The sequence below is a fragment of the Klebsiella sp. KPN54798 genome (assembly GCF_021184225.1).
Taxonomy (GTDB): Bacteria; Pseudomonadota; Gammaproteobacteria; order Enterobacterales; family Enterobacteriaceae; genus Klebsiella; species Klebsiella pneumoniae.
Genome location: NZ_CP089234.1, coordinates 4,257,060 through 4,280,699, shown reverse-complemented (window position 1 = coordinate 4,280,699; position 23,640 = coordinate 4,257,060). Strand labels below are relative to the sequence as shown.

General features: G+C 58.1%; 23 protein-coding genes, 1 tRNA gene and 1 pseudogene. 10 read left to right on the top strand and 15 right to left on the bottom strand.

Annotated elements, in window-relative coordinates; translation table 11 throughout:
- Window positions 1-122 precede the first annotated feature (122 nt).
- The 5 genes and pseudogenes from LPQ25_RS20635 to proB all read right to left on the bottom strand — a co-directional run bounded on the left by LPQ25_RS20635 (window position 123) and on the right by proB (window position 3,981).
- Window positions 123-539, bottom strand: coding sequence for a hypothetical protein (locus LPQ25_RS20635; protein WP_012737457.1), 417 nt, complete (start codon window positions 537-539; stop codon window positions 123-125).
- Window positions 540-824: 285 nt separating this feature from the next.
- Window positions 825-1,261 (bottom strand): annotated as a pseudogene (locus LPQ25_RS20630) (tyrosine-type recombinase/integrase); the annotation flags it as partial.
- A gap of 163 nt (window positions 1,262-1,424) precedes the next feature.
- Window positions 1,425-1,500 (bottom strand) — tRNA-Thr (locus LPQ25_RS20625).
- Window positions 1,501-1,613: 113 nt separating this feature from the next.
- Window positions 1,614-2,867 carry a glutamate-5-semialdehyde dehydrogenase gene (proA, locus tag LPQ25_RS20620; protein WP_004147253.1) on the bottom strand — a complete coding sequence of 418 codons (1,254 nt, stop codon included), beginning with the start codon at window positions 2,865-2,867 and terminating at the stop codon, window positions 1,614-1,616.
- A gap of 10 nt (window positions 2,868-2,877) precedes the next feature.
- On the bottom strand, window positions 2,878-3,981 hold the full coding sequence (gene proB / locus LPQ25_RS20615) for a glutamate 5-kinase (protein ID WP_004144574.1): 1,104 nt from the start codon (window positions 3,979-3,981) through the stop codon (window positions 2,878-2,880).
- Between the two features lie 289 nt (window positions 3,982-4,270).
- Between proB and phoE the strand changes: the two genes are divergently transcribed.
- On the top strand, window positions 4,271-5,323 hold the full coding sequence (gene phoE, locus LPQ25_RS20610) for a phosphoporin PhoE (RefSeq protein ID WP_004144576.1): 1,053 nt from the start codon (window positions 4,271-4,273) through the stop codon (window positions 5,321-5,323).
- A gap of 44 nt (window positions 5,324-5,367) precedes the next feature.
- Here the strand turns inward: phoE and LPQ25_RS20605 are convergent, their stop codons facing one another.
- Window positions 5,368-5,934, bottom strand: a complete 567-nt coding sequence (locus tag LPQ25_RS20605) for an NlpC/P60 family protein (protein ID WP_048336855.1) — start codon at window positions 5,932-5,934, stop codon at window positions 5,368-5,370.
- A gap of 412 nt (window positions 5,935-6,346) precedes the next feature.
- Here LPQ25_RS20605 and LPQ25_RS20600 point away from each other — a divergent pair, with 412 nt between their 5' ends.
- Window positions 6,347-7,216 carry a DMT family transporter gene (locus LPQ25_RS20600; RefSeq protein WP_014907990.1) on the top strand — a complete coding sequence of 290 codons (870 nt, stop codon included), beginning with the start codon at window positions 6,347-6,349 and terminating at the stop codon, window positions 7,214-7,216.
- 94 nt (window positions 7,217-7,310) lie between these two features.
- The gene (locus LPQ25_RS20595; protein WP_004177299.1) at window positions 7,311-7,976 is read left to right on the top strand and encodes an HAD family hydrolase; all 666 of its coding nucleotides are present in this window, start codon (window positions 7,311-7,313) and stop codon (window positions 7,974-7,976) included.
- A gap of 360 nt (window positions 7,977-8,336) precedes the next feature.
- Here the strand turns inward: LPQ25_RS20595 and LPQ25_RS20590 are convergent, their stop codons facing one another.
- The 5 genes from LPQ25_RS20590 to phnC form a co-directional block, all read right to left on the bottom strand.
- Window positions 8,337-8,507: a hypothetical protein gene (locus tag LPQ25_RS20590; RefSeq protein ID WP_012737461.1), complete on the bottom strand. Its 171-nt coding sequence runs from the start codon at window positions 8,505-8,507 to the stop codon at window positions 8,337-8,339.
- Between the two features lie 207 nt (window positions 8,508-8,714).
- The gene (phnE, locus tag LPQ25_RS20585; protein WP_012737462.1) at window positions 8,715-9,599 is read right to left on the bottom strand and encodes a phosphonate ABC transporter, permease protein PhnE; all 885 of its coding nucleotides are present in this window, start codon (window positions 9,597-9,599) and stop codon (window positions 8,715-8,717) included.
- Entirely contained in the window at window positions 9,596-10,465 is an 870-nt protein-coding gene (phnE, locus tag LPQ25_RS20580) for a phosphonate ABC transporter, permease protein PhnE (protein ID WP_014907989.1), read from the bottom strand. The genes phnE (LPQ25_RS20585) and phnE (LPQ25_RS20580) overlap by 4 nt, the downstream gene beginning before the upstream one ends.
- Before the next feature lie 66 nt (window positions 10,466-10,531).
- Window positions 10,532-11,470, bottom strand: coding sequence for a phosphonate ABC transporter substrate-binding protein (gene phnD, locus LPQ25_RS20575; protein ID WP_002890002.1), 939 nt, complete (start codon window positions 11,468-11,470; stop codon window positions 10,532-10,534).
- A gap of 22 nt (window positions 11,471-11,492) precedes the next feature.
- Entirely contained in the window at window positions 11,493-12,335 is an 843-nt protein-coding gene (phnC, locus tag LPQ25_RS20570; protein WP_002890003.1) for a phosphonate ABC transporter ATP-binding protein, read from the bottom strand.
- 848 nt (window positions 12,336-13,183) lie between these two features.
- On the opposite strand from phnC, the gene ecpR reads away from it, so the two are divergent.
- From ecpR to LPQ25_RS20540, 6 genes are all read left to right on the top strand, one after another.
- A complete protein-coding gene (gene ecpR, locus LPQ25_RS20565; protein ID WP_004144585.1) occupies window positions 13,184-13,726 on the top strand; it encodes an ECP biosynthesis operon DNA-binding transcriptional regulator EcpR in 543 nt (180 codons plus the stop codon).
- Between the two features lie 74 nt (window positions 13,727-13,800).
- Window positions 13,801-14,388 carry a common pilus major fimbrillin subunit EcpA gene (ecpA, locus tag LPQ25_RS20560; protein ID WP_012737466.1) on the top strand — a complete coding sequence of 196 codons (588 nt, stop codon included), beginning with the start codon at window positions 13,801-13,803 and terminating at the stop codon, window positions 14,386-14,388.
- 58 nt (window positions 14,389-14,446) lie between these two features.
- Window positions 14,447-15,115, top strand: a complete 669-nt coding sequence (locus LPQ25_RS20555) for a fimbrial chaperone EcpB (RefSeq protein ID WP_004144586.1) — start codon at window positions 14,447-14,449, stop codon at window positions 15,113-15,115.
- 25 nt (window positions 15,116-15,140) lie between these two features.
- Entirely contained in the window at window positions 15,141-17,666 is a 2,526-nt protein-coding gene (locus LPQ25_RS20550) for a fimbrial biogenesis outer membrane usher protein (RefSeq protein ID WP_012737467.1), read from the top strand.
- Window positions 17,656-19,299 carry a fimbrial adhesin EcpD gene (gene ecpD, locus LPQ25_RS20545; RefSeq protein ID WP_012737468.1) on the top strand — a complete coding sequence of 548 codons (1,644 nt, stop codon included), beginning with the start codon at window positions 17,656-17,658 and terminating at the stop codon, window positions 19,297-19,299. The genes LPQ25_RS20550 and ecpD overlap by 11 nt, the downstream gene beginning before the upstream one ends.
- Window positions 19,268-19,978, top strand: a complete 711-nt coding sequence (locus LPQ25_RS20540) for a fimbria/pilus periplasmic chaperone (RefSeq protein WP_002890061.1) — start codon at window positions 19,268-19,270, stop codon at window positions 19,976-19,978. Before ecpD ends, LPQ25_RS20540 begins: the two co-directional genes overlap by 32 nt.
- Window positions 19,979-19,981: 3 nt before the next feature.
- On the opposite strand, the gene LPQ25_RS20535 is transcribed toward LPQ25_RS20540, so the two are convergent.
- From LPQ25_RS20535 to LPQ25_RS20520, 4 genes are read right to left on the bottom strand one after another with little or no spacing between them, the layout of a single operon-like run.
- Window positions 19,982-20,671 carry an amino acid ABC transporter permease gene (locus LPQ25_RS20535; protein ID WP_048336857.1) on the bottom strand — a complete coding sequence of 230 codons (690 nt, stop codon included), beginning with the start codon at window positions 20,669-20,671 and terminating at the stop codon, window positions 19,982-19,984.
- The gene (locus LPQ25_RS20530; protein WP_012737470.1) at window positions 20,661-21,413 is read right to left on the bottom strand and encodes an amino acid ABC transporter permease; all 753 of its coding nucleotides are present in this window, start codon (window positions 21,411-21,413) and stop codon (window positions 20,661-20,663) included. The genes LPQ25_RS20535 and LPQ25_RS20530 overlap by 11 nt, the downstream gene beginning before the upstream one ends.
- The gene (locus LPQ25_RS20525; protein ID WP_004151355.1) at window positions 21,410-22,228 is read right to left on the bottom strand and encodes an amino acid ABC transporter ATP-binding protein; all 819 of its coding nucleotides are present in this window, start codon (window positions 22,226-22,228) and stop codon (window positions 21,410-21,412) included. The genes LPQ25_RS20530 and LPQ25_RS20525 overlap by 4 nt, the downstream gene beginning before the upstream one ends.
- Before the next feature lies 1 nt (window position 22,229).
- On the bottom strand, window positions 22,230-23,039 hold the full coding sequence (locus LPQ25_RS20520; protein WP_002890106.1) for an ABC transporter substrate-binding protein: 810 nt from the start codon (window positions 23,037-23,039) through the stop codon (window positions 22,230-22,232).
- Between the two features lie 335 nt (window positions 23,040-23,374).
- Here LPQ25_RS20520 and LPQ25_RS20515 point away from each other — a divergent pair, with 335 nt between their 5' ends.
- Complete coding sequence (locus LPQ25_RS20515) at window positions 23,375-23,545, top strand: hypothetical protein (RefSeq protein ID WP_002890108.1); 171 nt, start codon at window positions 23,375-23,377, stop codon at window positions 23,543-23,545.
- The last annotated feature ends 95 nt before the right edge of the window (window positions 23,546-23,640 follow it).

Sequence of the window (23,640 nt, the reverse complement as noted above, 5' to 3'; positions counted from 1 at the left end):
GCATTAAAGATATTCTCTGCAGGTAGTTTAAATGTCTTATCTCAGATCTGTGTCAGCATCTTTTTTTTAAAAAAAAAGCGACTTTTAAGCCAAACCATAAAATAATTATTTGTCATTACGAATCAATGAAGATATTCAAAGGTTTTATTAACATAGCTCTTGCTTACACTATCAAGTTCAATTTTCGCCAAGACTTTACTATAATCAGACCTCTGTACGATGAGAGCAGAATTACCAAATTTATCTTCCATTACTCCGTAAATAATATCACCATTTTTAATATCAAATCCTCCAGCCATACCTCCTCCGCGAGTAACATCGTTGCTATCTTTTTCTAGAATAATTTCTGGTTTTCCAATAGGTCCAAAAGTGTATCTATAACCTTCCTCCGTTTGGCAGAGTTCTACCGCTTTAGTATGTTTTATGTTATAAGCAAAGAAAATAAGGTTTTGCTCTTGACATCCATGCCATTTGGCAAAGGAAGCAGCGGAAAACAAAGCAACCAGAGTCAGTATTGCAACCTTGATTAATTTTTTCATGATATATCCCTCTTAACACGTTAATTAGTCTTCAAGTAATTTAACTTGATACTGACCTTCTTTTTCATTAGTCCATGCAATCTGATAAGTAAAATCATCTGTGTGGACATTCCCGGTGTAACGCATTGTCACCCCGGCAGTACACTGCCTTAACCCAGCTTTTTTATCATATAAAGTCTCCTTGGTCTCAGACACTGTAATTTTGAGATGAAGGGCATTTGAGTTATATTGCCTTTTTTTGATCTCCTCTCTGATTTAGCACTGCACTGAATTTGGGCCAGGGTCAAGGGGCTTAATATCAGCAATAGGCTTTTGACAGATGTAAGGGAAAACATGTTTGTTAAACGCTTCAAGAATGTCGGATGCGTAACCTACTGACCATCGGCTCGCTTTCGAACTATCCACTCCAGAGCGACAGACTGAAACGTGTTGTTGAGTTGCACATCGCGAACCAGCTTTTCTTCTTTCTTGGCAAAAGATGGATCGATCCCCTCAGCCAGCTTTTTCTTGGCGTCATCACGCAGTGCTCTTGCTTGCGCAAGCGACACTGCTGGATAGACACCGAAAGCCAGACGATTCTTTTTTCCATTGAAGCGATATTTCATTCGCCAGTATCTGGAACCAGAGGGAACAACCTCAAGATACAAACCAGCACCATCTGCCAGCTGATAGGCTTTCTCTCTGGGTTTAGCCGTGTCTACCTGTCTCGCATTAAGTTTCATTGGGGGCATCTCCCAGGACCGAACACAGAATGCCCCCACTTATGCCCTCAATAGGTGCTTGATTTCGGTTGAATCAAGTTGATAACGGAATATAAGAACCGGGCTACAAAGCGCAGTATTCTTGGGTTTAATTGATTTCGGTTTACTTGGGAGGCGTTTGAAATGGTGCCGATAATAGGAGTCGAACCTACGACCTTCGCATTACGAATGCGCTGCTCTACCAACTGAGCTATATCGGCCCTGCAAGAGGTGTTCACGAGGGTGAATCACGAGGCAAAAGGTTAGAACTTAGCGGGCGATGCGTCAATAGCCAGTGGAATCAACTGCCTATTTTTGCATCGCCCGTTCTCATTTACGCACGAATGGTATCGTCGCCGAAACCAATCCACTTATAGGTGGTTAACGCTTCCAGCCCCATCGGGCCGCGGGCGTGCAGCTTCTGGGTGCTGACCGCCACTTCCGCGCCGAGGCCGAACTGGCCGCCGTCGGTGAAGCGCGTGGAGGCGTTCACATATACCGCGGAAGAGTCCACTTCATTGATAAAGCGGTTGGCGTTACGCAGGGTGCGGGTCAGGATGGCGTCGGAGTGCTGGGTGCCATGTTCGCGGATATGGGCGATAGCCTCATCCATATCAGCCACCACTTTGACGTTCAGATCCAGCGACAGATACTCGTCGTCATACTGCTCCGCTTTCACCGGCTCGACCTTCGCAGGGCCGTTTTGCAGCGCGGGGAGGGCGGAAGGGGCGGCGTGCAGGGTGACGCCGCTCTCGGCCATCTGCTTGCTTAACGCCGGCAGGAAGGTGTCGGCGATGTTGCGGTGCACCAGCAGCGTTTCCACGGTATTGCAGGTGCTCGGCCGCTGGGTCTTGGCGTTGACGATGATCTTCAGCGCGGGGGCGATCTCGGCGGTTTCATCAACGAAAATATGGCACACGCCAATCCCGCCGGTGATCACCGGGATCGTTGACTGCTCACGGCATAGCTTGTGCAGGCCCGCGCCGCCGCGAGGGATCAGCATATCGATGTATTTATCCATCTTCAGCATTTCGCCCACCAGCGCGCGATCCGGGCTCTCGATAGCCTGTACTGCGGCGGCCGGCAGACCGCACTCCTGCAGCGCCTGCTGGATCACCTTCACCGTGGCGGCGTTGGTGCGCCAAGTCTCTTTCCCGCCGCGCAGGATCGCCGCGTTGCCGGTTTTCAGACACAGGGAGGCGACGTCGACCGTCACGTTAGGACGCGCTTCATAAATCACGCCAATCACCCCCAGCGGGACGCGGCGACGTTCAATACGCAGACCGCTGTCCAGCAGCCCGCCGTCGATCACCTGGCCGACCGGATCGGCCAGATTGCACACCTGGCGCACATCGCTGGCGATGCCGCTCAGACGCGCCGGGGTCAGCGCGAGGCGATCGAGCATCGCTTCACTCAGGCCATTGGCGCGAGCTTCGGCTAAATCTTCCGCGTTGGCGCGCAGAATATCGTCGGTCTGCGCTTCCAGATAATCGGCGATCTTTTCCAGTACCTGATTCTTTTCCCGGCTGGAGAGTAACGCCAGCTGCCAGGAGGCCGCTTTGGCGGCAATGCCCATTTGTTCCAGCATTTTCAGCTCCTTAACGGATGATCATATCATCGCGGTGGACGGCCACCGGGCCGTATTCATAGCCCAGAATGGCATCGATTTGCTGCGAGTGCTGGCCGGCGATAAGGCGCAGCGCATCGCTGTTGTAGCGGCTGACGCCGTGAGCGATGTCGCGTCCTTCGCTATTGCGGATGCGGATCACTTCGCCGCGGGAGAAGTTGCCGCTGACGATTTTGATCCCTTTTGGCAACAGCGAGCTGCCTCTTTCGAGGATCGCCTGGGTCGCGCCCGCATCGACGGTGATTTCCCCCGCCGGCGGCGCGCCGAAGATCCAGCGCTTACGGTTCTCCAGCGGAGACTCCTGGGCGTGGAAGCAGGTACCTACCGGCAGGCCTGCCATCGCATGGCCGATGACGTCCGGACGGTTGCCTGCGGCGATGATGGTATCAATCCCCGCGCGGCAGGCGACGTCCGCGGCCTGCAGCTTGGTGCCCATGCCGCCGGTGCCGAGTCCGGAGACGCTATCGCCGGCGATGGCGCGCAGCGCGTCGTCGATGCCGTAGACGTCTTTAATCAGCTCCGCCTGCGGGTTGCTGCGCGGGTCGGCGGTGAACAGGCCTGGCTGGTCGGTTAACAGCAGCAGCTTATCCGCCCCGGCGAGGATCGCGGCCAGCGCGGAGAGATTGTCGTTATCGCCCACTTTGATTTCCGCGGTGGCGACGGCGTCGTTTTCGTTAATGACCGGGACGATGCTGTTATCCAGCAGCGCGCGCAGAGTGTCGCGGGCGTTGAGGAACCGTTCTCTGTCTTCCATGTCGGCGCGGGTCAGCAGCATCTGGCCAACGTGAATGCCATAGATAGAAAACAGCTGTTCCCACAGCTGGATCAGACGGCTTTGTCCCACCGCCGCCAGCAGCTGCTTGGAGGCGATGGTGGCGGGCAGTTCCGGGTAACCAAGGTGCTCGCGCCCGGCGGCAATGGCCCCGGAGGTCACGATGACAATACGGTGTCCCATGGCGTGCAACTGTGCGCACTGGCGCACAAGCTCGACGATATGGGCGCGGTTCAGGCGACGGGACCCGCCTGTTAAAACACTGGTGCCCAGTTTTACCACCAGCGTCTGGCTTTCACTCATGATTCTCTGCCGTTCAAAAGGAATATCGATATCGAGCTGATGTTGTAGCAGGAGTCGGCCCGCTTGCCAACACCCGGGGCGGCGGGCGCGCCATTTTATTGCGCGGGATCGGGCATTCTGGAGAGGGAATGTGACAAAAATATGTCAGATACATTTAAATACCCTTTTTTATAAAAAGTTCCATCTTGTCATAAATATTTAATATCCCGGCGTTAAAAAACCTCCAGTTTTTGATGGGCGAGCGCCCGCAATTGAATAGCGCGTATAAATAAATCACCAGGACTGAATAATGAAAAAGAGTACTCTGGCATTAATGATGATGGGCTTTGTGGCTTCAACAGCGACGCAGGCAGCGGAAGTTTATAATAAGAACGCGAACAAGCTGGATGTGTACGGCAAGATCAAAGCCATGCACTATTTCAGCGACTATGACAGCAAGGATGGCGATCAGACCTACGTGCGTTTCGGTATTAAAGGCGAAACGCAGATTAACGACGACCTGACCGGCTATGGCCGTTGGGAATCTGAATTCTCCGGTAACAAAACCGAGAGCGACTCCAGTCAGAAAACCCGTCTGGCGTTCGCCGGCGTGAAGCTGAAGAACTACGGCTCCTTCGATTACGGTCGTAACCTTGGCGCCCTGTACGACGTGGAAGCCTGGACCGATATGTTCCCGGAATTCGGCGGCGATTCCTCTGCCCAGACCGATAACTTTATGACCAAGCGCGCCAGCGGCCTGGCGACCTACCGCAACACCGACTTCTTCGGTCTGGTGGATGGCCTGGATCTGACCCTGCAGTACCAGGGTAAAAACGAAGGCCGTGAAGCGAAGAAACAGAACGGCGACGGCGTCGGCACCTCGTTAAGCTATGATTTCGGCGGCAGCGACTTCGCCGTCAGCGCGGCCTACACCAGCTCCGACCGTACCAACGATCAGAACCTGCTGGCCCGCGGCCAGGGTTCGAAAGCGGAAGCCTGGGCGACCGGCCTGAAATATGACGCCAACAATATCTACCTGGCGACCATGTACTCTGAAACCCGCAAGATGACCCCGATCAGCGGCGGCTTTGCCAACAAAGCGCAGAACTTTGAAGCGGTGGCGCAGTATCAGTTCGACTTCGGTCTGCGTCCGTCCCTCGGCTATGTGCTGTCGAAAGGGAAGGATATCGAAGGGGTGGGGAGTGAAGATCTGGTTAACTACATCGACGTGGGCCTGACCTACTACTTCAACAAAAACATGAACGCCTTCGTGGATTACAAAATCAACCAGCTGAAAAGCGATAACAAACTCGGCATCAACGATGACGACATCGTCGCGCTGGGTATGACCTACCAGTTCTGATTAACCGCAGAACCACCCGCCGCAGCCCTGGCTGCGGCTTTTTTTTAGCGGCGATTCTTCGCCAAATGCAGGGTGTCGCTGTTCATGGTGATCTGCGCGTTATACTCCTTCGGCAGACGACGCGCCTGATAGAACGCTGATTCCCAGTAAGGGTTGTCCAGCGAAGAGCGCATCACGCCCTGGCTGCACGAGGCGTGAAGGAAATTATGATCGGTATCGTAAAAGCCAACGTGCATCCCGGCCCGGGTGCGGAAGAACACCAGATCGCCGGGACGTAAATCCCGCTTATTGACCCGCACGCCCATGTGCAGCAGCTCGCGGGTGGTGATCCGCTCCATTGGCAGGTTAAAGCGATCCTTCAGCGTGCGCCAGACGAAACCCGAGCAGTCGACGCCGCTTTGTTCAGTACCGCCCCATTCATAGGGGGTTCCCTGCCAGGTGTGCATCTGATCATGCAGGGCCGCCACCACAGGGATCAGATCGTCCGATCCGCTATCAATGGTCATATCCGCATGAGATTTTGTGTTCTTTGCCTGTTTCGGTGAGGAGGAGCATCCTGCCAACAACAAAAAAGGAATTAAAAAGAGAGCATGCGTCAGTTTTGGCTTCATATCGTTATTTTCGAAGTAGCAAGCAGACTGCTTTGTTTTATAGCCGATTAAAAACCACGGCTGAATAAGCCGAGGCCGCCTTTACGTTTATTTACGATTAAAAATAAACAACCTCGGGATGGATCAGCCATAAAGGGCAGTTGTCACTCCGCAACGGTCTGTGCCAGGATGCTGACAGGAACATTTCACGAGGCATTCCATGACGCATTACGCCATCTCTAGCGAGACTTTGCCCGGCGCCGCTTTCGACGCGGGGTGGATGATGTCTGCGCCTCATCATCGCTTCGCCACGCTCTGCCCACCGCCTCCCCCTCCAGACCGGGTAGTTTTCGGCGCTTAACGCCGTCTTTAGCAGGTGCTTACCTGCCGGTATGACGCTTGATACCTTGTGTTTGACGTTCTGGAGCATGCTATGCACGTTCGCTATTCTCTGCTCGCCTCGCAGGCGACAACGGCCCTTTTTGTGCTGCTGTGGGGCAGCGCGGCCATCTTCACCCGCTGGGGACTGGATAACGCCTCGCCGATGGCGCTGCTGGTCTTTCGTTTTCTGGTTGCCCTGGTCGCGCTGACGCCGCTGGCTATCGTCCGTCGGCGCTGGCTGCCCGCGCCGGGCACCCGCCTGCAGACAGCTGTCACCGGTCTGATGCTGATTGGCGGCTATTCGGTCTGTTACTTCGAGGCGATGGCCAACGGCGTGACGCCGGGACTTATCGCCACCATCATGGGGATCCAGCCCATCCTTACGCTTTGCGTGGTGGAGCGCCGCCTGCAGGGGCGGCGGCTGTCAGGACTGCTGCTTGCCCTGGCGGGGCTGGTGCTATTGGTGTGGCGCAGCCTGGCGGCCTCGCCGATGGCGACGGTGGGGATCCTGTTTGCGCTGGCGGCGCTGCTGCTGATGACCTTTGGCGCGCTGTGGCAAAAGCGCAGCCGTCAGGCGCCGGCGGATGTCCTGCCGCTGCAGTATGCCGTTAGTCTGGGGCTGTACCTGCTGATTGCCCCGATCAGCGGCTTCCAGTTTACCGTTAACGCCGGGTTGATTATTCCGGTACTGTTTCTCGGGCTGCTGATTTCGGTGGTCGCCCAGCTACTGCTGTACCGTCTGCTGAGCGCGGGAAATATCGTCAATGTCACCAGCCTTTTTTATCTGGTGCCAGCGATCACGGCGCTGCTGGATTATCTGCTGCTGGGCAACCGGCTGCCGGCGGCGGCGATGATCGGTATGATGGCGATCGTCGGCGGGATCGTGCTGGTGTTCCGCACCGCGAAGGTCCGCGCCGGCTGATGGCGAGCCGGGCGCTGCGGCGTCCGGTTCATTTTCCTGTCATCTTTTTTACGCATGCTCCCGGCAGCTTATTTTGACCAGTAAGGGAAGTACCATGGGCAACACGCTGACGATTTTTGATCTCGATAACACCCTGATACAGGGCGATAGCAGTACGGTCTGGAGCCAGTTTATGGTTCGCGAAGGGCTGGCGACGCAGAAGGGGTATCTTGCCCGCGAGGCGCGGCTAATGGCGGATTATGACCGGGGAGAGATGAATATCGCCGATTATGTGGCCCTGATCCAGGCGCCGCTGGCCGGAATACCGAAGTCGGACGTTGACGCGCTGGTGGCCCGCTGCGTACGCGAGGCGATCCTGCCCCGGGTCTATCCGCAGGCGTGGGAGCTCATTCGTCGTCTGCGGGCCGAGGGAGAGCAGATGCTGATTATCTCCGCCTCGGTTAGCCTGCTGGTGCAGGCGGTGGCCGCCGCGCTGGAGATCGATCAGGCGCTGGGTATTGACGTGGCGATGGTCGACGGCGGCTACAGCGGTGAAATCACCGGGATCCCCAGCTATCAGCAGGGGAAGGTGGCGCGTCTGGCGCAGTGGCGCGAGGCGCATCCGCAGTATGACGGCGAGGTGACGTTCTATACCGATTCCATTAACGATCTGCCGCTGTGCCTGCATGCGGATCGCGTGCGGCTGGTCAATCCCTGTCCGCAGCTGCAGGCGGCCGGTGCCGGATACGGCTGGCCGGTGCTGAGCTGGCGGCTGGAATAGCGGAGCGGATAAATTTTTCTACAGGCCTGTGGGTTCAGTCGTTCCAGGCCGGATAAGCCCTGTAGGCCGGGTAAGGCGCAGCCGCCACCCGGCAAAATAACGGCGCAACCGGAAATGTCCCTGCCCGCGCTGCGCTTAGCAGGGCTACAGCTTCTATGTTACTTCCGGGCCGATTGCGCTCCCGGTTAATTGTCTGCGTTATGGCAGTCATGGTGCAGGGAGCGCACAGGGGGCGGCCAGTCGCCGCCGCCCCCTGTACCCCCGGGCTCCGGCCAGCAACATCGCCGCTGCGCGGTACCTTCGACTTATCCCTGCAGGCTTCGGGTCGGGCCGAGGCAGCGTCCGTGCAAAACACGGCCCTCAGCCCGCATCCATGCGGGCTGACCCGGCCTTCCGGGAACGTCTCAGCGATGTTGAGGCCACCAGCACCGGCAGTTTCAGCAGCCCCTGCGCCAGCGGTGATTTGGGGCTGTAGGCCGGGTAAGGCGCAGCCGCCACCCGGTATAAACGCAGCTCCGTGCCTGATGCCATCGCCCGGCGGCGCCGTTGCTTGCCGGGCCAACAGACAGTCGGAGCCGGACAAGTAGGCCGGGTAAGGCGCAGCCGCCACCCGGCATAAAAGCAGCTCCGTGCCTGATGCCATCGCCTGGCGGCGCCGTTGCTTGCCGGGCCTGGAGACAGTCGGAGCCGGACGGGTAGGCCGGATAAGGCGAAGCCGCCATCCGGCGCAAAGGCGCGCTAGCGTCCGCTCTGATACAGCGGCACCGCGGCGCCGCCGATATAACGACGGCGCAGCCAGGCGGAAAGGGTGTCCATGATCATCACCACCGCCACCAGCAGCAGGGTGATAAACATCACCACATCCCAGTTCCACAGACGCATATTCTCGGCATAGATAAGCCCGATACCGCCGGCGCCGACGAAGCCCAGCACCGCCGCGGAGCGGGTGTTGGATTCAATCTGATACAGGCTCAGCGCGAGGAAGGTCGGGAACGACTGGGTAAAAATGCCAAAGCGATGCTTTTGCAGGCCGTTCGCGCCCACGGCGGTCAGCCCGCGCCCGGGAGATCGGTCCACGGCTTCGTGACCTTCCGCGTACAGCCGTCCCAGCAGGCCGGTGTCCTGCATGATGATCGCCAGCACCCCTGCCAGCGGCCCGAGGCCGACCGCACGCACGAAAATCAGCCCCCAGATAGCCATGTCGATCCCGCGCAGCACATCAAACAGGCGGCGCATCAGCAGGGCGAGGGTCCCCAGCACCACGCCGCGCATGATGTTACGGGCGGCGAAGAAGGAGAGCAGCAGCGCCAGCACCGTGGCGGTCAGCGTCCCGGCGAAGACGATGGCCAGGGTGACGCCGATTTGCGTAAAGTAATAGCCGAACGGCCAGTTCCAGAAGTCGTGCCAGACGAACATCCGCGCCAGGTAGCGGCCAATCTGCTGCAGGCCGGTGGTCAGCTGCTCGCCGCTGATACCAAACTGCAGAAAAAACCAGACGTAATAGAGCACGCAGGCTAGCGCCACCAGCCCGACGTAGCGCAGGTAGCGCCCCTGGACCTGATAGAGCTGCTTATGCTGCCGCCGGCTGGCGGCGAGATCCGGTTGCATGTGCCAGACGCTCATTTCTTACCCTCCAGTACCCACAGGCGCAGACGACCGGACAGCATGTCCAGCGCCGACACCACCAGAATGATCAGCAGCAGGGTGATGCTCACCTGATCGTAGCGGTCAAGCTTGATGTTGGTCATCAGCTCCTGGCCGATGCCGCCCGCGCCCACCAGCCCGAGAATGGTCGACGAGCGGAAGTTGATTTCAAGCCGCATAAAACCGTAGGAGAGAAACAGCGGTTTCACCTGCGGCCACAGGGCGAAGCGAATTTTCTGCAGCGGGGACGCGCCGCAGGCCGCCAGGCCGCGTACCGGTTTGTTTTGCGCGCTTTCCACCGCCTCGTAGAACAGTTTGGTCAGGCTGCCGACGGTATGCAGCATCAGCGCCAGAAAGCCCGGGATCGCGCCGATGCCGAACGCCATCACAAAGATCACCGCCCACGCCAGCTCGGGCATGGTGCGTAAAAACGCCACCAGCACGCGAATGGCAAAGCGCACCGGCGCCGGGGACCAGGCGTTATTGGCGGCAAGAAACGCGAAAACCGTGGCGATGGCGACTGCCACCAGGGTCGAGGCCAGCGCCAGCTGCAGGGTTTCCCAGATCAGCGGCAGCTGGATCGGCAGGCGATAGCCCCACCAGGCCAGCGACCCTTTGGTCTGCACATCGGCGAACAGGTTGCCGGCGCTCAGGGGCGGGATGGTCTCTGCCATATAGTCAAAGAAATGGGGCAGCGAGTGCCAGATAGTCAGCAGATTAAATTCCGCGGCGCTGCCGGCGGCAAAATAGAGCGCCAGCAGCAGCGACCAGCAGACGGCATCGCGCTTTTGCCGCGAGCGTACCTGCTGGTAATAGCGTTCAAATTCGGTGTGGGTTGTCTTCATGCGTCGGGGATCTTCAACGTAGCGCCGCCGCTTACCCTGGGGCAAGCAGGCGGCGTTGAGGCAGGATTAACGCGCGCTCACCAGCTCGCGTTTCATATCAATAATCTGCTGGAAGTCAGCCACGCTGCCCGGGCCGATGTGCTGAGTACCGCCCATCGCTTTGATAAAGCAGGCGTGATCCTCGGTGTCCAGCTTTTTCACTGCCGCCACGACCTTCGCCTTAAAGTCCGCCGGCAGCGCATTGCTCACCAGGATCGGGCCGTTCGGGATCAGCGGCGATTGCCAGATAATGCGGATCTGCTTCATCAGATCCGGATGATCCATGCGAATCAGGCGGTTGAACGCGCCGGTAGTGTAGCCGGTGTTGTAATCGCCAACCATCGAGGCCCACGTGACCGCGCCCGCGAACTGGCCATTCAGCACGCCGAGGATGTCCTGCTCATGGCCGCCGGAGAAGGTGACGCTGGAGAAGGTGTTGTTGTATTTGTTGTCGGCGTTACCGCCAAATTTTTCTTTAAACGCATGGTTAGGGATCAGATACCCGGAAGTGGAATCCGGATCGGCGAAGCCGAAGGCTTTGCCTTTTAAATCGTCCAGCGTTTTGTACGGGGAGTCGGCTTTGACGATCACCACCGAGTGATAGCCGCGAGACTGATCTTTGTCGTCCACGGCGATGCCGACGATATCCACCGCTTTCGGATTATTGAGATAAACCGAGGCGTAGGAGGAGGGGGACATGCTCAGCACCACGTCGACTTTGCCCCCCAGCAGGCCCTGGATCACCCCGGAATAGTCGGAAGAGTTGCGCAGTTTGGTATCCACGTTCAGCTCTTTATCGAGGAAGGCTTTCACGCACTGGTTATCGCCGATTTGCTGGGTGGCGTTCTGGCCGCCGAGAATGCCCAGATTGAGCTCTTTCGGCTGCGCCGCCGCTGCCTGCCATGCCATCATCATGCCCGCGACCATTGCGGATAAACGAACTGCGCCAGTCATATATTTTTTCATTATGTTGCCCGTGTGAGTGAAATTAATGCAATTGGCTAACTTCATCGCCGTACAGCCGCTGCAGCACATCCTGCGTCAGCCGGGAGGGGTGATCGTCAAAAATAAGCTGGCCGCTGGCGACGCCGATAACCCGGGTGCAGTAGGCCCTGACCAGCTCCACCGAATGCAGGTTTACCATCACGCTGATACCCTGCTCGCTAATCTCGCGCAGCACATCCATGATGCGCTGAGTGTTTTTCGGATCCAGCGAGGCGACAGGCTCGTCGGCCAGCAGGATCCCGGGGTTTTGCATCAGCGCCCGGCAGATCGCCACCCGCTGCATCTGCCCGCCGGAGAGGTTCTCCGCCCGCTGCAGCGCGTGCGGCAGCATGTTCATCCACTCAAGCAGCGCAATGGCGCGCGCCCGGTCGGCTGCGGGAAAGATTTTAAACAGCGATTTCAGGGTTGAAGTCTGGCTGAGGCGGCCCAGCAGGACGTTGGTGAGCACGTCGAGGCGCGGCACCAGGCAGAAGTCCTGAAAAATCATTCCGCAGTGGCTACGCCAGGCATTGAGCGCGCGGCCTTTCAGCTGTGAGACATCGTGCGGGGTACCGACTTCCGGGTAGCTAAGAATTTCTCCGCCGCTGGCGCTGTGGGTGCCGTTGAGGACATGCAGGAGCGTCGATTTACCGGCGCCGGAGCGGCCAATGACCCCGACCATTTCCCCGGCGTGCAGATCAAAGCTGATGCCGTCCAGCACCTTGTGCTGGGCTTGATAAGCTTTACTCAGATTACGCACGCTTAAGACCTTCCGCTGCCGGCCGGCAGCGGGATCGGTGAACGGCTGGAAATCAGTTTCGGCCACCGCGGCAAGAGAGCTGTTCATAAGAGTGTCCAGGTTCGTCATTAACTGGCCACTATTAATAGGTCTTTATATGAAATTTCGATGACGGTATTGCGAACAAAGCGTGAACTGGCGTGAAAGAGCGACGGCCAGCGGCTCAACGCGTGCGGCATGCCGGCGGCTGGCGAAGCGCCGAAAAGCCGCTATGCTTTGGAGGACGCGGGGACAGACCGGTTCGTAGGCGTAGGCAGCCTTCGGCAATCTTCGCTTAATCTTGATGAAGAAGACTGTTTAATCGAATAGATAATGCGTCTGCCTTTGTTTAGCATTCAACATCCCGCATGTATTAACATATACATAACTATTTTGTGCGGCAGGTTAATCTATTCATTAGTCTTATGTGTTGGTGATTCATCCTGGTTTTTGTTTATTTGTAGATTTATATCCTTTCTTTTGTGCTAAATCCGGTTTATTTGATAAGCCATTCAAGAGTTCTATTAAGAATATTCCTAACATAATAGGGCGAAGATCCTGGATAATATAAAGCGCAGATAAGAATTGACGGTTATATTACCAATAACCTTATGAAAATAAATGTCTTTTTCTGGCGCTCAAAAATTTGATATTTTCAGTTTTTGTAAATATTGACCTGAGCGCGAAATTCATTGCCTTTCCGCATGTTGACACTCCATAGGAAAAAACTTAAATTCAACGCCAAGCAGAAAATAATTATAGTTTAATCCCCCGCTTATCCAATATTGATAAGTAATGCGTGTCTTATTTAATGGCGATTTATTAAAGGAAACGAATACGCCAGTAAACTTTATAGGCCTGGCAAGCAGTGACGTTGTAAAAATGATTACTTCAAGGACTATGAGGTTAAAAACTATATGGAATATAAAAGCTGTTCCGATAAGTATATTTGGTCTGCCGATGACTCCTATTTCTATAAAGGACTGTCCGAACTGATTGTAGACATCGACGAATTAATTTATCTCTCACTGGAGAAAATCAGAAAAGATTTTGTGTTTATCAATCTCAATACGGCTTCATTAAATGAATTTATCAGGCGCGACAGCGAATGGCTATCCGCGGTAAAGGGGAAACAGGTCGTATTGATTGCGGCCAGGAAATCAGAGGCCTTAGCGAACTACTGGTATTACAATAGCGATATTCGCGGGGTGGTATATGTTGGTCTGAGTCGCGATATTCGAAAAGAGTTGGCCTATGTAATTAATGGCAGGTTTCTCCGCAAAGATATTAAGAAAGATAAAATTACAGATCGGGAAATGAAAATTATCCGCATGACCGCCCAGGGCATGCAGCCGAAATCGATCGCCAGAATTGAAAATTGTAGCGTGAAGACAGTGTATACCCATCGGCGTAATGCTGAGGCCAAACTGTATTCCAAAATATATAAGTTAGTTCAGTAACACCCAAGCAATTCTGTTTTTTAAATGGTTCACCGGGACATCATGTCCTTAATTCAACTCAGGATGAAAAAGCGATGAAAAAAAAGGTTCTGGCAATAGCTCTGGTAACGGCGTTTACCGGTATGGGCGTGGCGCAGGCTGCTGACGTAACGGCTCAGGCTGTAGCGACCTGGTCTGCGACCGCTAAAAAAGACACCACCAGCAAGCTGGTTGTGACCCCGCTCGGCAGCCTGGCGTTCCAGTACGCCGAAGGCATTAAAGGCTTTAACTCGCAGAAAGGTCTGTTTGACGTGGCGATTGAGGGGGACGCAACGGCGACCGCCTTTAAGCTGACCTCGCGTCTTATCACCAACACCTTAACCCAGCTGGATACCTCCGGCTCCACGCTGAGCGTGGGCGTGGATTATAACGGCGCCGCGGTGGAAAAAACTGGCGATACCGTGATGATCGATACCGCCAACAATATTATGGGCGGCAACCTCAGCGCGCTGGCTAATGGCTACAACGCCAGCGGCCGTACCACAGCGCAGGATGGTTTCACTTTCTCCATCATCAGCGGCACCACCAACGGCACCACCGCCGTGACCGATTACAGCACTCTGCCGGAAGGGATCTGGAGCGGCGACGTCAGCGTACAGTTCGACGCCACCTGGACCAGCTGATCCTTCTGATGCACCAGCAGGGGGATCCCCCCCTGCTTTTTTCACGGACGGAATTGTTATGAAAAAGCATCTTCTGGCCCTCGGGCTGCTGCTTGCCGGGGTGTCGCCGGCGCAGGCGCTGGATGTCGGCGATATTTCATCCTTTATGAACAGCGGCAGCAGCACGCTGAGCAAAACGATCAAGAACAGTACCGACAGCGGTCGACTGATCAATATCCATCTCGAACGGCTCTCTTCCCCGCTGGACGGCGGGCAGGTTATCCCGATGGACAAACCGGATGAGGTATTGCTCACTCCCGCCAGCCTGCTGCTACCCGCCCAGGCCAGCGATGTGATCCGCTTCTTCTACAAAGGCCCGGCGGATGACAAAGAGCGCTACTACCGCATTGTCTGGTTCGATCAGGCGCTCAGCGATGCCCAACGCGATAACGCCAACCGCAGCGCGGTGGCCACTGCTTCCGCCCGCATCGGCACCATCCTGGTGGTGGCGCCCCGGCAGGTGAACTATCGCTTTCAGTACGCCAACGGCTCTCTGACCAACACCGGGAATGCGACGCTGCGGATCCTCGCTTACGGCCCCTGCCTGAAGGCCGCCGATGGTAAGGAATGTAAAGAGAATTACTACCTGATGCCGGGTAAATCGCGCCGTTTTACGCGCGTGGACACGGCGGATAAAAAAGGACGGGTGGCGCTTTGGCAGGGTGAGCAGTTTGTTCCCGTGAAATAGACAGCTGTGCAGATGGATAACGACGATGCCTCAACGATGGATTACCCCAGGACTGAAAACGCGGCTTGCCTTCGGCATGATCTTTTTGTTCGTTCAGCCCGACGTCAGCGCTGCTGCCGCAGGCGCGCAGCAGATTGGCGGGGTGATTATTCCGCAGGCCTTCAGCCAGGCGCTGCAGGACGGCATGAGCATCCCGCTCTATATTCATCTCGCCGGCAGCCAGAGCACCCGGGACGATCAGCGGATCGGCAGCGCCTTTATCTGGCTGGACGGCGGCCAGCTTCGCGTCCGGCAGATCCAGCTGGAGGAGAGCGAAGGTAACGCCAGCGTCAGCGAACAGACCCGCCAGCAGCTGATCGGCCTGGCCAACGCCCCGTTCAGCGAGGCGCTCACCATTCCCCTGACCGACAGCGCACAGCTGGATCTCAGCCTGCGCCAGCTGCTGCTGCAGCTGGTGGTCAAGCGCGAGGCGCTGGGCACCGTCCTGCGCTCGCGCAGCGAAGATATCGGTCAGTCCAGCGTGAACACCCTCAGCAGCAACCTGAGCTATAACCTCGGCGTCTATAACAACCAGATGCGTAACGGCGGGAGCAACACCTCCAGCTACCTGTCGCTGAACAACGTCACGGCGCTGCGGGAGCATCACGTGCTGCTCGACGGCTCGCTGTACGGCATCGGCAGCGGTCAGCAGGACAGTGAATTATATAAGGCCATGTATGAGCGCGATTTCGCCGGCCACCGCTTTGCCGGCGGGATGCTTGACACCTGGAACCTGCAGTCCCTGGGACCGATGACCGCTATTTCGGCCGGTAAGATTTACGGCCTTTCCTGGGGGAACCAGGCCAGCTCTACCGTCTTCGACAACAGCCAGTCCGCCACGCCGGTGATCGCCTTTCTGCCGGCGGCGGGCGAGGTGCATCTCACCCGTGACGGTCGGTTGCTGAGCGTCCAGAACTTCGCTATGGGCAACCATGAAGTGGATACCCGCGGCCTGCCGTACGGTATTTACGACGTGGAAGTGGAGGTGATCGTCAATGGTCGGGTGGTCAGCAAACGCACCCAGCGGGTCAATAAGCTGTTCAGCCGGGGACGCGGCGCCGGCGCGCCGCTGGCGTGGCAGGTATGGGGCGGCAGTTTTCATATGGATCGCTGGTCAGAGAGCGGGAAAAAGACCCGGCCGGCGAAAGAGAGCTGGCTGGCAGGCCTTTCGGCCTCCGGGTCGCTCAGCACCCTGAGCTGGGCGGCTACGGGCTATGGCTACGACAACCAGGCGGTGGGGGAAACCCGCCTGACGCTACCGCTGGGCGAGTCGATCAACGTTAACCTGCAAAACATGCTGGCCAGCGACAGCTCGTGGAGCAGCGTCGGCAGCATCAGCGCCACGTTGCCCGGGGGATTCAGTTCAGTGTGGGTTAACCAGGAGAGAACCCGCATTGGCGATCAATTGCGGCGCAGCGATGCCGACAACCGGGCGATCGGCGGCACCCTCAACCTGAACGCGCTGTGGTCGAAGCTGGGGACGTTCAGCGTCAGCTACAACGATGACCGTCGCTACAACAGCCATTACTACACCGCGGATTACTATCAGACGGTCTACAGCGGCGCCTTTGGCTCGCTCGGCCTGCGGGCGGGGATCCAGCGCTATAACAATGGCGACAGCAGCGCCAACACCGGGAAATACATCGCTCTCGATCTGTCGCTGCCGCTGGGCAACTGGTTCAGCGCCGGGATGACCCATCAGAACGGCTACACCATGGCTAACCTCTCAGCGCGCAAGCAGTTTGATGAAGGCACTATTCGCACCATCGGCGCCAATCTGTCGCGGGCCATCTCCGGCGATACCGGGGATGACAAAACCCTCAGCGGCGGCGCGTATGCCCAGTTCGACGCCCGCTACGCCAGCGGCACGCTGAACGTCAACAGCGCGGCGGACGGCTACGTCAACACCAACCTCACCGCCAGCGGCAGCGTCGGCTGGCAGGGTAAAAATATCGCCGCCAGCGGACGAACCGACGGCAACGCCGGGGTGATCTTCAACACCGGGCTGGAGGACGATGGTCAGATTAGCGCCAGGGTTAACGGGCGGATCTTCCCGCTCAGCGGCAAGCGTAACTACCTGCCGCTCTCTCCCTATGGTCGCTATGAGGTGGAGCTGCAGAACAGCAAAAACTCGCTCGACAGCTACGACATCGTCAGCGGGCGCAAGAGTCATCTGACCCTTTATCCGGGCAACGTCGCGGTGATTGAGCCAGAGGTGAAGCAGATGGTCACGGTCTCCGGCCGTATTCGTGCAGAAGACGGCACGCTGCTGGCGAATGCGCGGATTAACAACCATATCGGCCGTACCCGCACCGATGAAAACGGCGAGTTTGTCATGGACGTGGATAAGAAATACCCCACTATCGATTTCAGCTACGGCGGCAATAAAACCTGCGAAGTGGCGCTGGAGCTCAGCCAGGCGCGCGGCGCCGTCTGGGTGGGGGATGTGGTCTGCAGCGGCCTCTCGTCGTGGGCGGCGGTGCAGCAGTCAGGAGAAGAGAATGAAAGTTAATGCACTGATGGCGCTGGCGATCCTCGCGCTGCTCTGGCCGGCAGCCGCGCTCAGGGCGGCGGTGACCAAGACCACCTGGTCGGATGCGCCGGCGCGCGAGTTTGTGTTTGTGGAAAACAACTCCGACGACAACTTTTTCGTCACCCCCGGCGGGGCGCTGGATCCGCGTATGACCGGCGCTAACCGCTGGACCGGCTTAAAATACACCGGCTCAGGGACCATCTATCAGCAGAGTCTCGGCTATATCGATAACGGCTACAACACCGGGCTCAATGCCAACTGGAAGTTTGATATGTGGCTGGAAAACTCACCGGTTTCACACCCCTTAACCGGCCTGCGCTGCATCAACTGGTACGCCGGGTGCGATATGGCTACCAGCCTGATCCTGCCGCAGACCACCGACGCCAGCGGGTTTTACGGCGCGACGGTGACCAGCGGCGGCGCGAAGTGGATGCACGGCATGATGTCGGACGCCTTCTATCAATATCTGCAGCAGATGCCGGTCGGCGGCAGCTTTACGATGACCATCAATGCCTGTCAGACCTCGGTGAACTACGATGCCAGCAGCGGCGCGCGCTGTAAGGATCAGGCCTCCGGAAACTGGTATGTGCGCAACGTCACCCACACCAAAGCCGCGAACCTGCGGTTGATTAATACCCACTCGCTGGCGGAGGTGTTTATCAACAGCGACGGCGTGCCGACCCTCGGGGAAGGGAACGCCGACTGCCGGACGCAGACCATCGGCAGCCGCTCAGGATTAAGCTGTAAGATGGTCAACTATACCTTGCAGAACAACGGCTTAAGCAACACCTCGATCCATATTTTCCCGGCGATCGCCAACTCGTCGCTGGCCTCGGCCGTCGGGGCGTACGATATGCAGTTCAGCCTCAACGGCAGCTCATGGAAGCCGGTGAGCAATACCGCCTATTACTACACCTTCAACGAGATGAAGAGCTCAGACTCGATCTATGTTTTCTTCTCCAGCAACTTCTTTAAACAGATGGTGAATCTCGGGATCAGCGATATCAACACCAAGGATCTGTTCAACTTTCGCTTTCAGAACACCACCTCGCCGGAGTCAGGCTGGTATGAGTTTTCCACCTCCAACACGCTGATTATCAAGCCCCGTGATTTCAGCATCAGCATTATCTCCGACGAATATACCTCGGCGCCGTCGCGCGAGGGGTATGTCGGCAGCGGCGAACCGGCGCTCGATTTCGGCTACATCGTCACCACCAGCGGTAAAACGGCCGCCGATGAAGTGCTGATCAAGGTGACCGGACCGGCGCAGGTGATTGGCGGGCGTTCCTACTGTCTCTTCAGCTCCGATGACGGTACGGCGAAAGTGCCATTCCCGGCGACGCTCTCTTTTATCACCCGCAGCGGCACGACGCAGACCTACGATGCCGGGTGCGATGACAGCTGGCGGGATATGACCGATGCGCTGTGGCTGACCACGCCGTGGACCGATATCTCCGGCGAAGTGGGGCAGATGGATAAGACCACGGTGAAATTTTCGATTCCGATGGATAATGCCATTTCGCTGCGGACGGTAGACGATAACGGCTGGTTTGGCGAAGTCAGCGCTTCAGGAGAGATTCATGTCCAGGCGACGTGGCGCAACATTAACTAAGGCCCTGCTGACGGTGGGCTGCCTGCTGGCAGCGCCGCTGGCGCAGGCGATCTCGGTCGGCAACCTGACCTTTTCCCTGCCGGCTGAAGCGGATTTCGCCAGCAAACGGGTGGTCAACAACAATAAAAGCGCGCGGCTGTACCGCATCGCCGTCAGCGCCATCGATCGCCCGGGCGGCAGCGAAGTCCGCTCCCGGCCGGTGGATGGCGAACTGCTGTTCGCCCCCCGCCAGCTGGTGCTGCAGGCAGGTGAGAGCGAGTATTTTAAATTTTACTATCATGGGCCGCGGGATAACCGCGAGCGCTACTATCGGGTCTCGTTTCGCGAAATCCCCACCCGCAACCTGACGAGGCGCAGCCCGACCGGCGGCGAGGTCAGCATGGAGCCGGTGGTGGTGATGGATACCATTCTGGTGGTGCGCCCGCGCGAGGTACAGTTTAAATGGTCTTTCGATAAGGTGGCCGGGACGGTGAGCAACACCGGCAATACCTGGTTTAAGCTGCTGATTAAGCCCGGATGCGATTCGACCGAAGAGGAGGGGGACGCCTGGTATCTGCGTCCCGGGGACGTGGTTCGCCAGCCGGCGCTGCGCCAGCCGGGGAACCACTATCTGGTCTATAACGACAAATTTATTAAGATCAGCGATACCTGTCCGCTGAAGCCCCGTCCCGCGGAGTGAGCCTTATCTGGTGGTCGCGCGGCGGGTAAAGCGCCGGCTGGCCAGCAGGCTCAGACCGCAGCACAGCAGGTAGTACACCGCGCCGGTGAAGACGAAGATCGCCAGGGGATAGATCTGCACCCGGTTGTTGACCTGGCCGGCCACGGTGGTCAGCTCCGGGACGTTGACGATGAACGCCAGCGACGTGTGTTTCAGCAGGCCGATAAAGATCCCCACCAGCGACGGCTGAACGTTGCGCAGCGCCTGCGGGAGCAGCACCAGGCGCAGCGTTTGCCCGGGAGCGAACCCCTGGGTCAGCGCCGCCTCATACTGTCCTTTCGGCAGCGACTGCAGCCCGGCCAGCACCGAGTGCATCACCGAGGCGGCGGTAAACCACGCCAGCGCCAGGGTCACGGTCACCGCGCCGGGCAGATCGCCGCCGGTCAGCATCGGCAGCAGATACCACAGCCAGAAGATGACAAATATCAGCGGGATGCCGCGGATAATTTCCGCCCACAGAAACAGCAGACGCCGCACCAGCCCGCCGTAGCGCCAGGCCAGGCCCGCCAGCGCAATGCCTCCCGGCAGCGCCAGCAGGGTGGCGCCGATGGCCATCAGCAGGGTCAGCGCCACGCCGCCGGGCTGGCCCTCCGCCAGTCGGCCCCACAGCAGGTAATCGAGGTTATCGGCGATCACCGCCAGATTAGCGTTCATGTCGGGCGCTCCGTTGCAGTTTTCTTCCCGGGCCGAGACGCGTGAGCGCCACGCCCATCGCCGCCCCCAGCGCCAGGTACAGCGCGGTGCCGACGGCAAACGCCTCCAGGGCGTGCGCGTTATAGCTCTCAATCTGCCGCACCTGATAGGTCAGTTCCGCAAAGCCGATGCCGCTGGCCAGCGATGAGAGTTTCATCAGGTTAAGATACTGGCCGACAATCGGCTGCCAGGCGTTGGCCAGCCCCTGCGGCAGGAGGATAAAGCGCAGCTCCTGCCACGGCGTAAAGCCCTGCGACAGCGCGGCTTCCCGCTGCCCGTGGCTGACGGCGCGCAGTCCGGAGGCGATCTCTTCCACCAGAAAGGCGGAGGTAAAGACCCCCAGCCCCCACATTGAGCAGAGGAACTCCGGCGTCAGCCACCAGACGTTGCCCGGCAAAATGGACCAGGCGTGTTCGTCGTTCACCACCTCCTTCACCGCCAGCGGCAGCAGGTTCCAGGCGGCAAAGTACCAGAACAGCAGCTGGACCAGCAGCGGAGTGTTGCGAAACAACGAGACCCACGCGGCCACCAGTCCGCGCCCCGCGCGTCCGCCGCCGAGGCGCAGGGCCAGCAGCAGGACCGCCAGCAGGGTGGCGAGCAGGATCCCGGCGACGCTGACCCAGACGGTGGTGAGAAAGCCAGAGATAATCCATTGCAACGGCTGCCCGCTCAGGACGCCGTGCCAGTCAAGCATCGGCGTCACTCGAGGCTCTCCTGGTGCAGCGGATCCAGCACCTTCTGCAGAAAACGCCGTGCGCGGGCATGCTGCGGATGGGCGAAAAACTCAGCCGGCGGGGCGACTTCGAGGATGTCGCCGCCGTCGATAAACACCACCCGGTCGGCAATTTCGCGGGCAAACTGCATCTCGTGGGTCACCACCAGCATGGTGATCCCGCTGTGGGCGAGGGTTTTCATCACCTGCAGCACTTCGCCGATCATCTCCGGGTCGAGCGCCGAGGTGGGCTCATCGAACAGGATAATCTGCGGCGAGGAGGCCAGGGCGCGGGCGATGGCCACCCGCTGCTGCTGGCCGCCGGAGAGCTGCGCCGGCATCTGCTGCGCTTTTTCTTCCAGTCCGACCTGACGCAGCAGCGCCAGCGCCCGCGCCTGAGCCGCGCTTTTTTCCCAGCCATGAACGCGCTCCAGCGCCAGAGTGATGTTCTCCTGCGCCGTCAGGTGGGCATAAAGGTTGAACTGCTGGAAGACAAAGCCGACGCGGCTGCGCAGCTGGCGCAAGGCGCTGCCGCTCAGCCGGCTGGTGGGTTTGCCGTCGATCAGGATCTCGCCGCCGCTTAAGGATTCGAGCTGGTTGATCAAGCGGATCAGCGTCGATTTTCCAGAACCGGAAGGGCCGAGGATCGCCACCACTTCGCCGGGCTCGACCTGCAGGTTGATCGCGTTAAGTACCTGATGATCGCCGTAGCGCTTGGCCACATCACGGAACGTAATGCTGGCGCGCTGCAGACGTGAAAAATCCGCGGCCGGAGCCGCGGAGTGGGAGAGTAAACCCGAGAACATATTATTTCGCTTCTATGGTAAAGGCGCGCGGCTGCGGCGTTTTAGTGGCAGGGCCAAACCAGACATCATAGATTTTCGCGGCTTCGCCGGTTTTCTCCAGCTTCACCAGCTCATCGTTGACGGCCTTCAGCAGGGCCGGTTCGCCTTTCTTCACGCCCACGCCAATCTCTTCTTTGCTGAGCAGGTCGGGCAGAATTTTAAACTTGGCTTTATCCGGCGCTTCCGCCAGCAGACCGGCGAGGATGGTGCTGTCCTGAGTGATGGCCTGGACGTTGCCGTTGCGCAGGGCGGTCAGGGCCAGCGGAATATCGTCATAGGAGAGGACGCGAGCCTGCGGGAAACGCTGGTGCAGGGCCTGTTCGCCGGTGGTGCCTTTCACCGCGCCGATGCGCGCTTTGCTGTACTCATCGAGCTTATCCGGAGAGCCGGCCGGCACGAGGAACTGCTGGCCGGTGACGAAATACGGCGTTGAGAAATCAATAACCTGGGCCCGCTCCGGGGTGATGGTAATGTCGGCGACGATCAGGTCGGCTTTGCCGGACTGCAGCAGCGGAATACGGTTGGCCGGGTTGGTGGCCACCAGCTCGAGTTTGACGCCGAGCGCTTTCGCCAGCGCCTGGGCAAAGTCGACGTCGTAGCCGACGATATGGTGGGTTTTGGCGTCCACGGAGCCGAACGGCGGGTTGGCGTCGAAGGTGGCGACTTTTACGACGCCGGCGGCTTTGATGTCAGCCAGCTGGTCCGCCTGTGCCTGCGAGGCGAGCAGCAGCATACCCAGCGCCAGTGCGATTTTTGTGGTTTTATTGCGCATAGTTTTTTCCCCTGAATCCCTGTTTTGTTTTGTGGACATCACGCTCCCACAAATTGCCCGTCGGCGGCAAAGAAGAAAAAATTCTTATCTATAACCAAAAAGAACTTAACAAACCTATGGGTATTCTTTATGCGTCGCTGGCGTTTTACCAGGACGACAACGACTGCCGGGCGGTCCCCTCTCCCTCAGGGAGAGGGCCAGGGAGAGGGTGATAGGTCCGGGGGTAATATGCGCCAGCCAGGATTGCAAATTCGGAATTAATATTTCCCGCGCCCGGCCAACTGTGGTTGAAATAGACCCAGGCGATTCGCTTCCCGACAGAGGAGAAAACGAAAGTGGCATTGTGGCAACGGTTAACGGGCTGGCTGGCTTTTTTGTCCAACGGTGAAGCCGGACAGCAGGATACCCAGCGCGTCATGGAGGCGATCCTGCCGGTAGCCAGCCTCTACGGCGTGGACATTGGCAACGTGGAAACCCGGTGGTTCCGTCATGATAAGACATACTGAGCGACGCAGGACGCGAGAAGCCTACTGGAACGAGGTGTGCTTTGTGTAGCAAGAGACTGCCTGAGGTTGCGGCATCGCGGGAGGCGCCGCCGCAG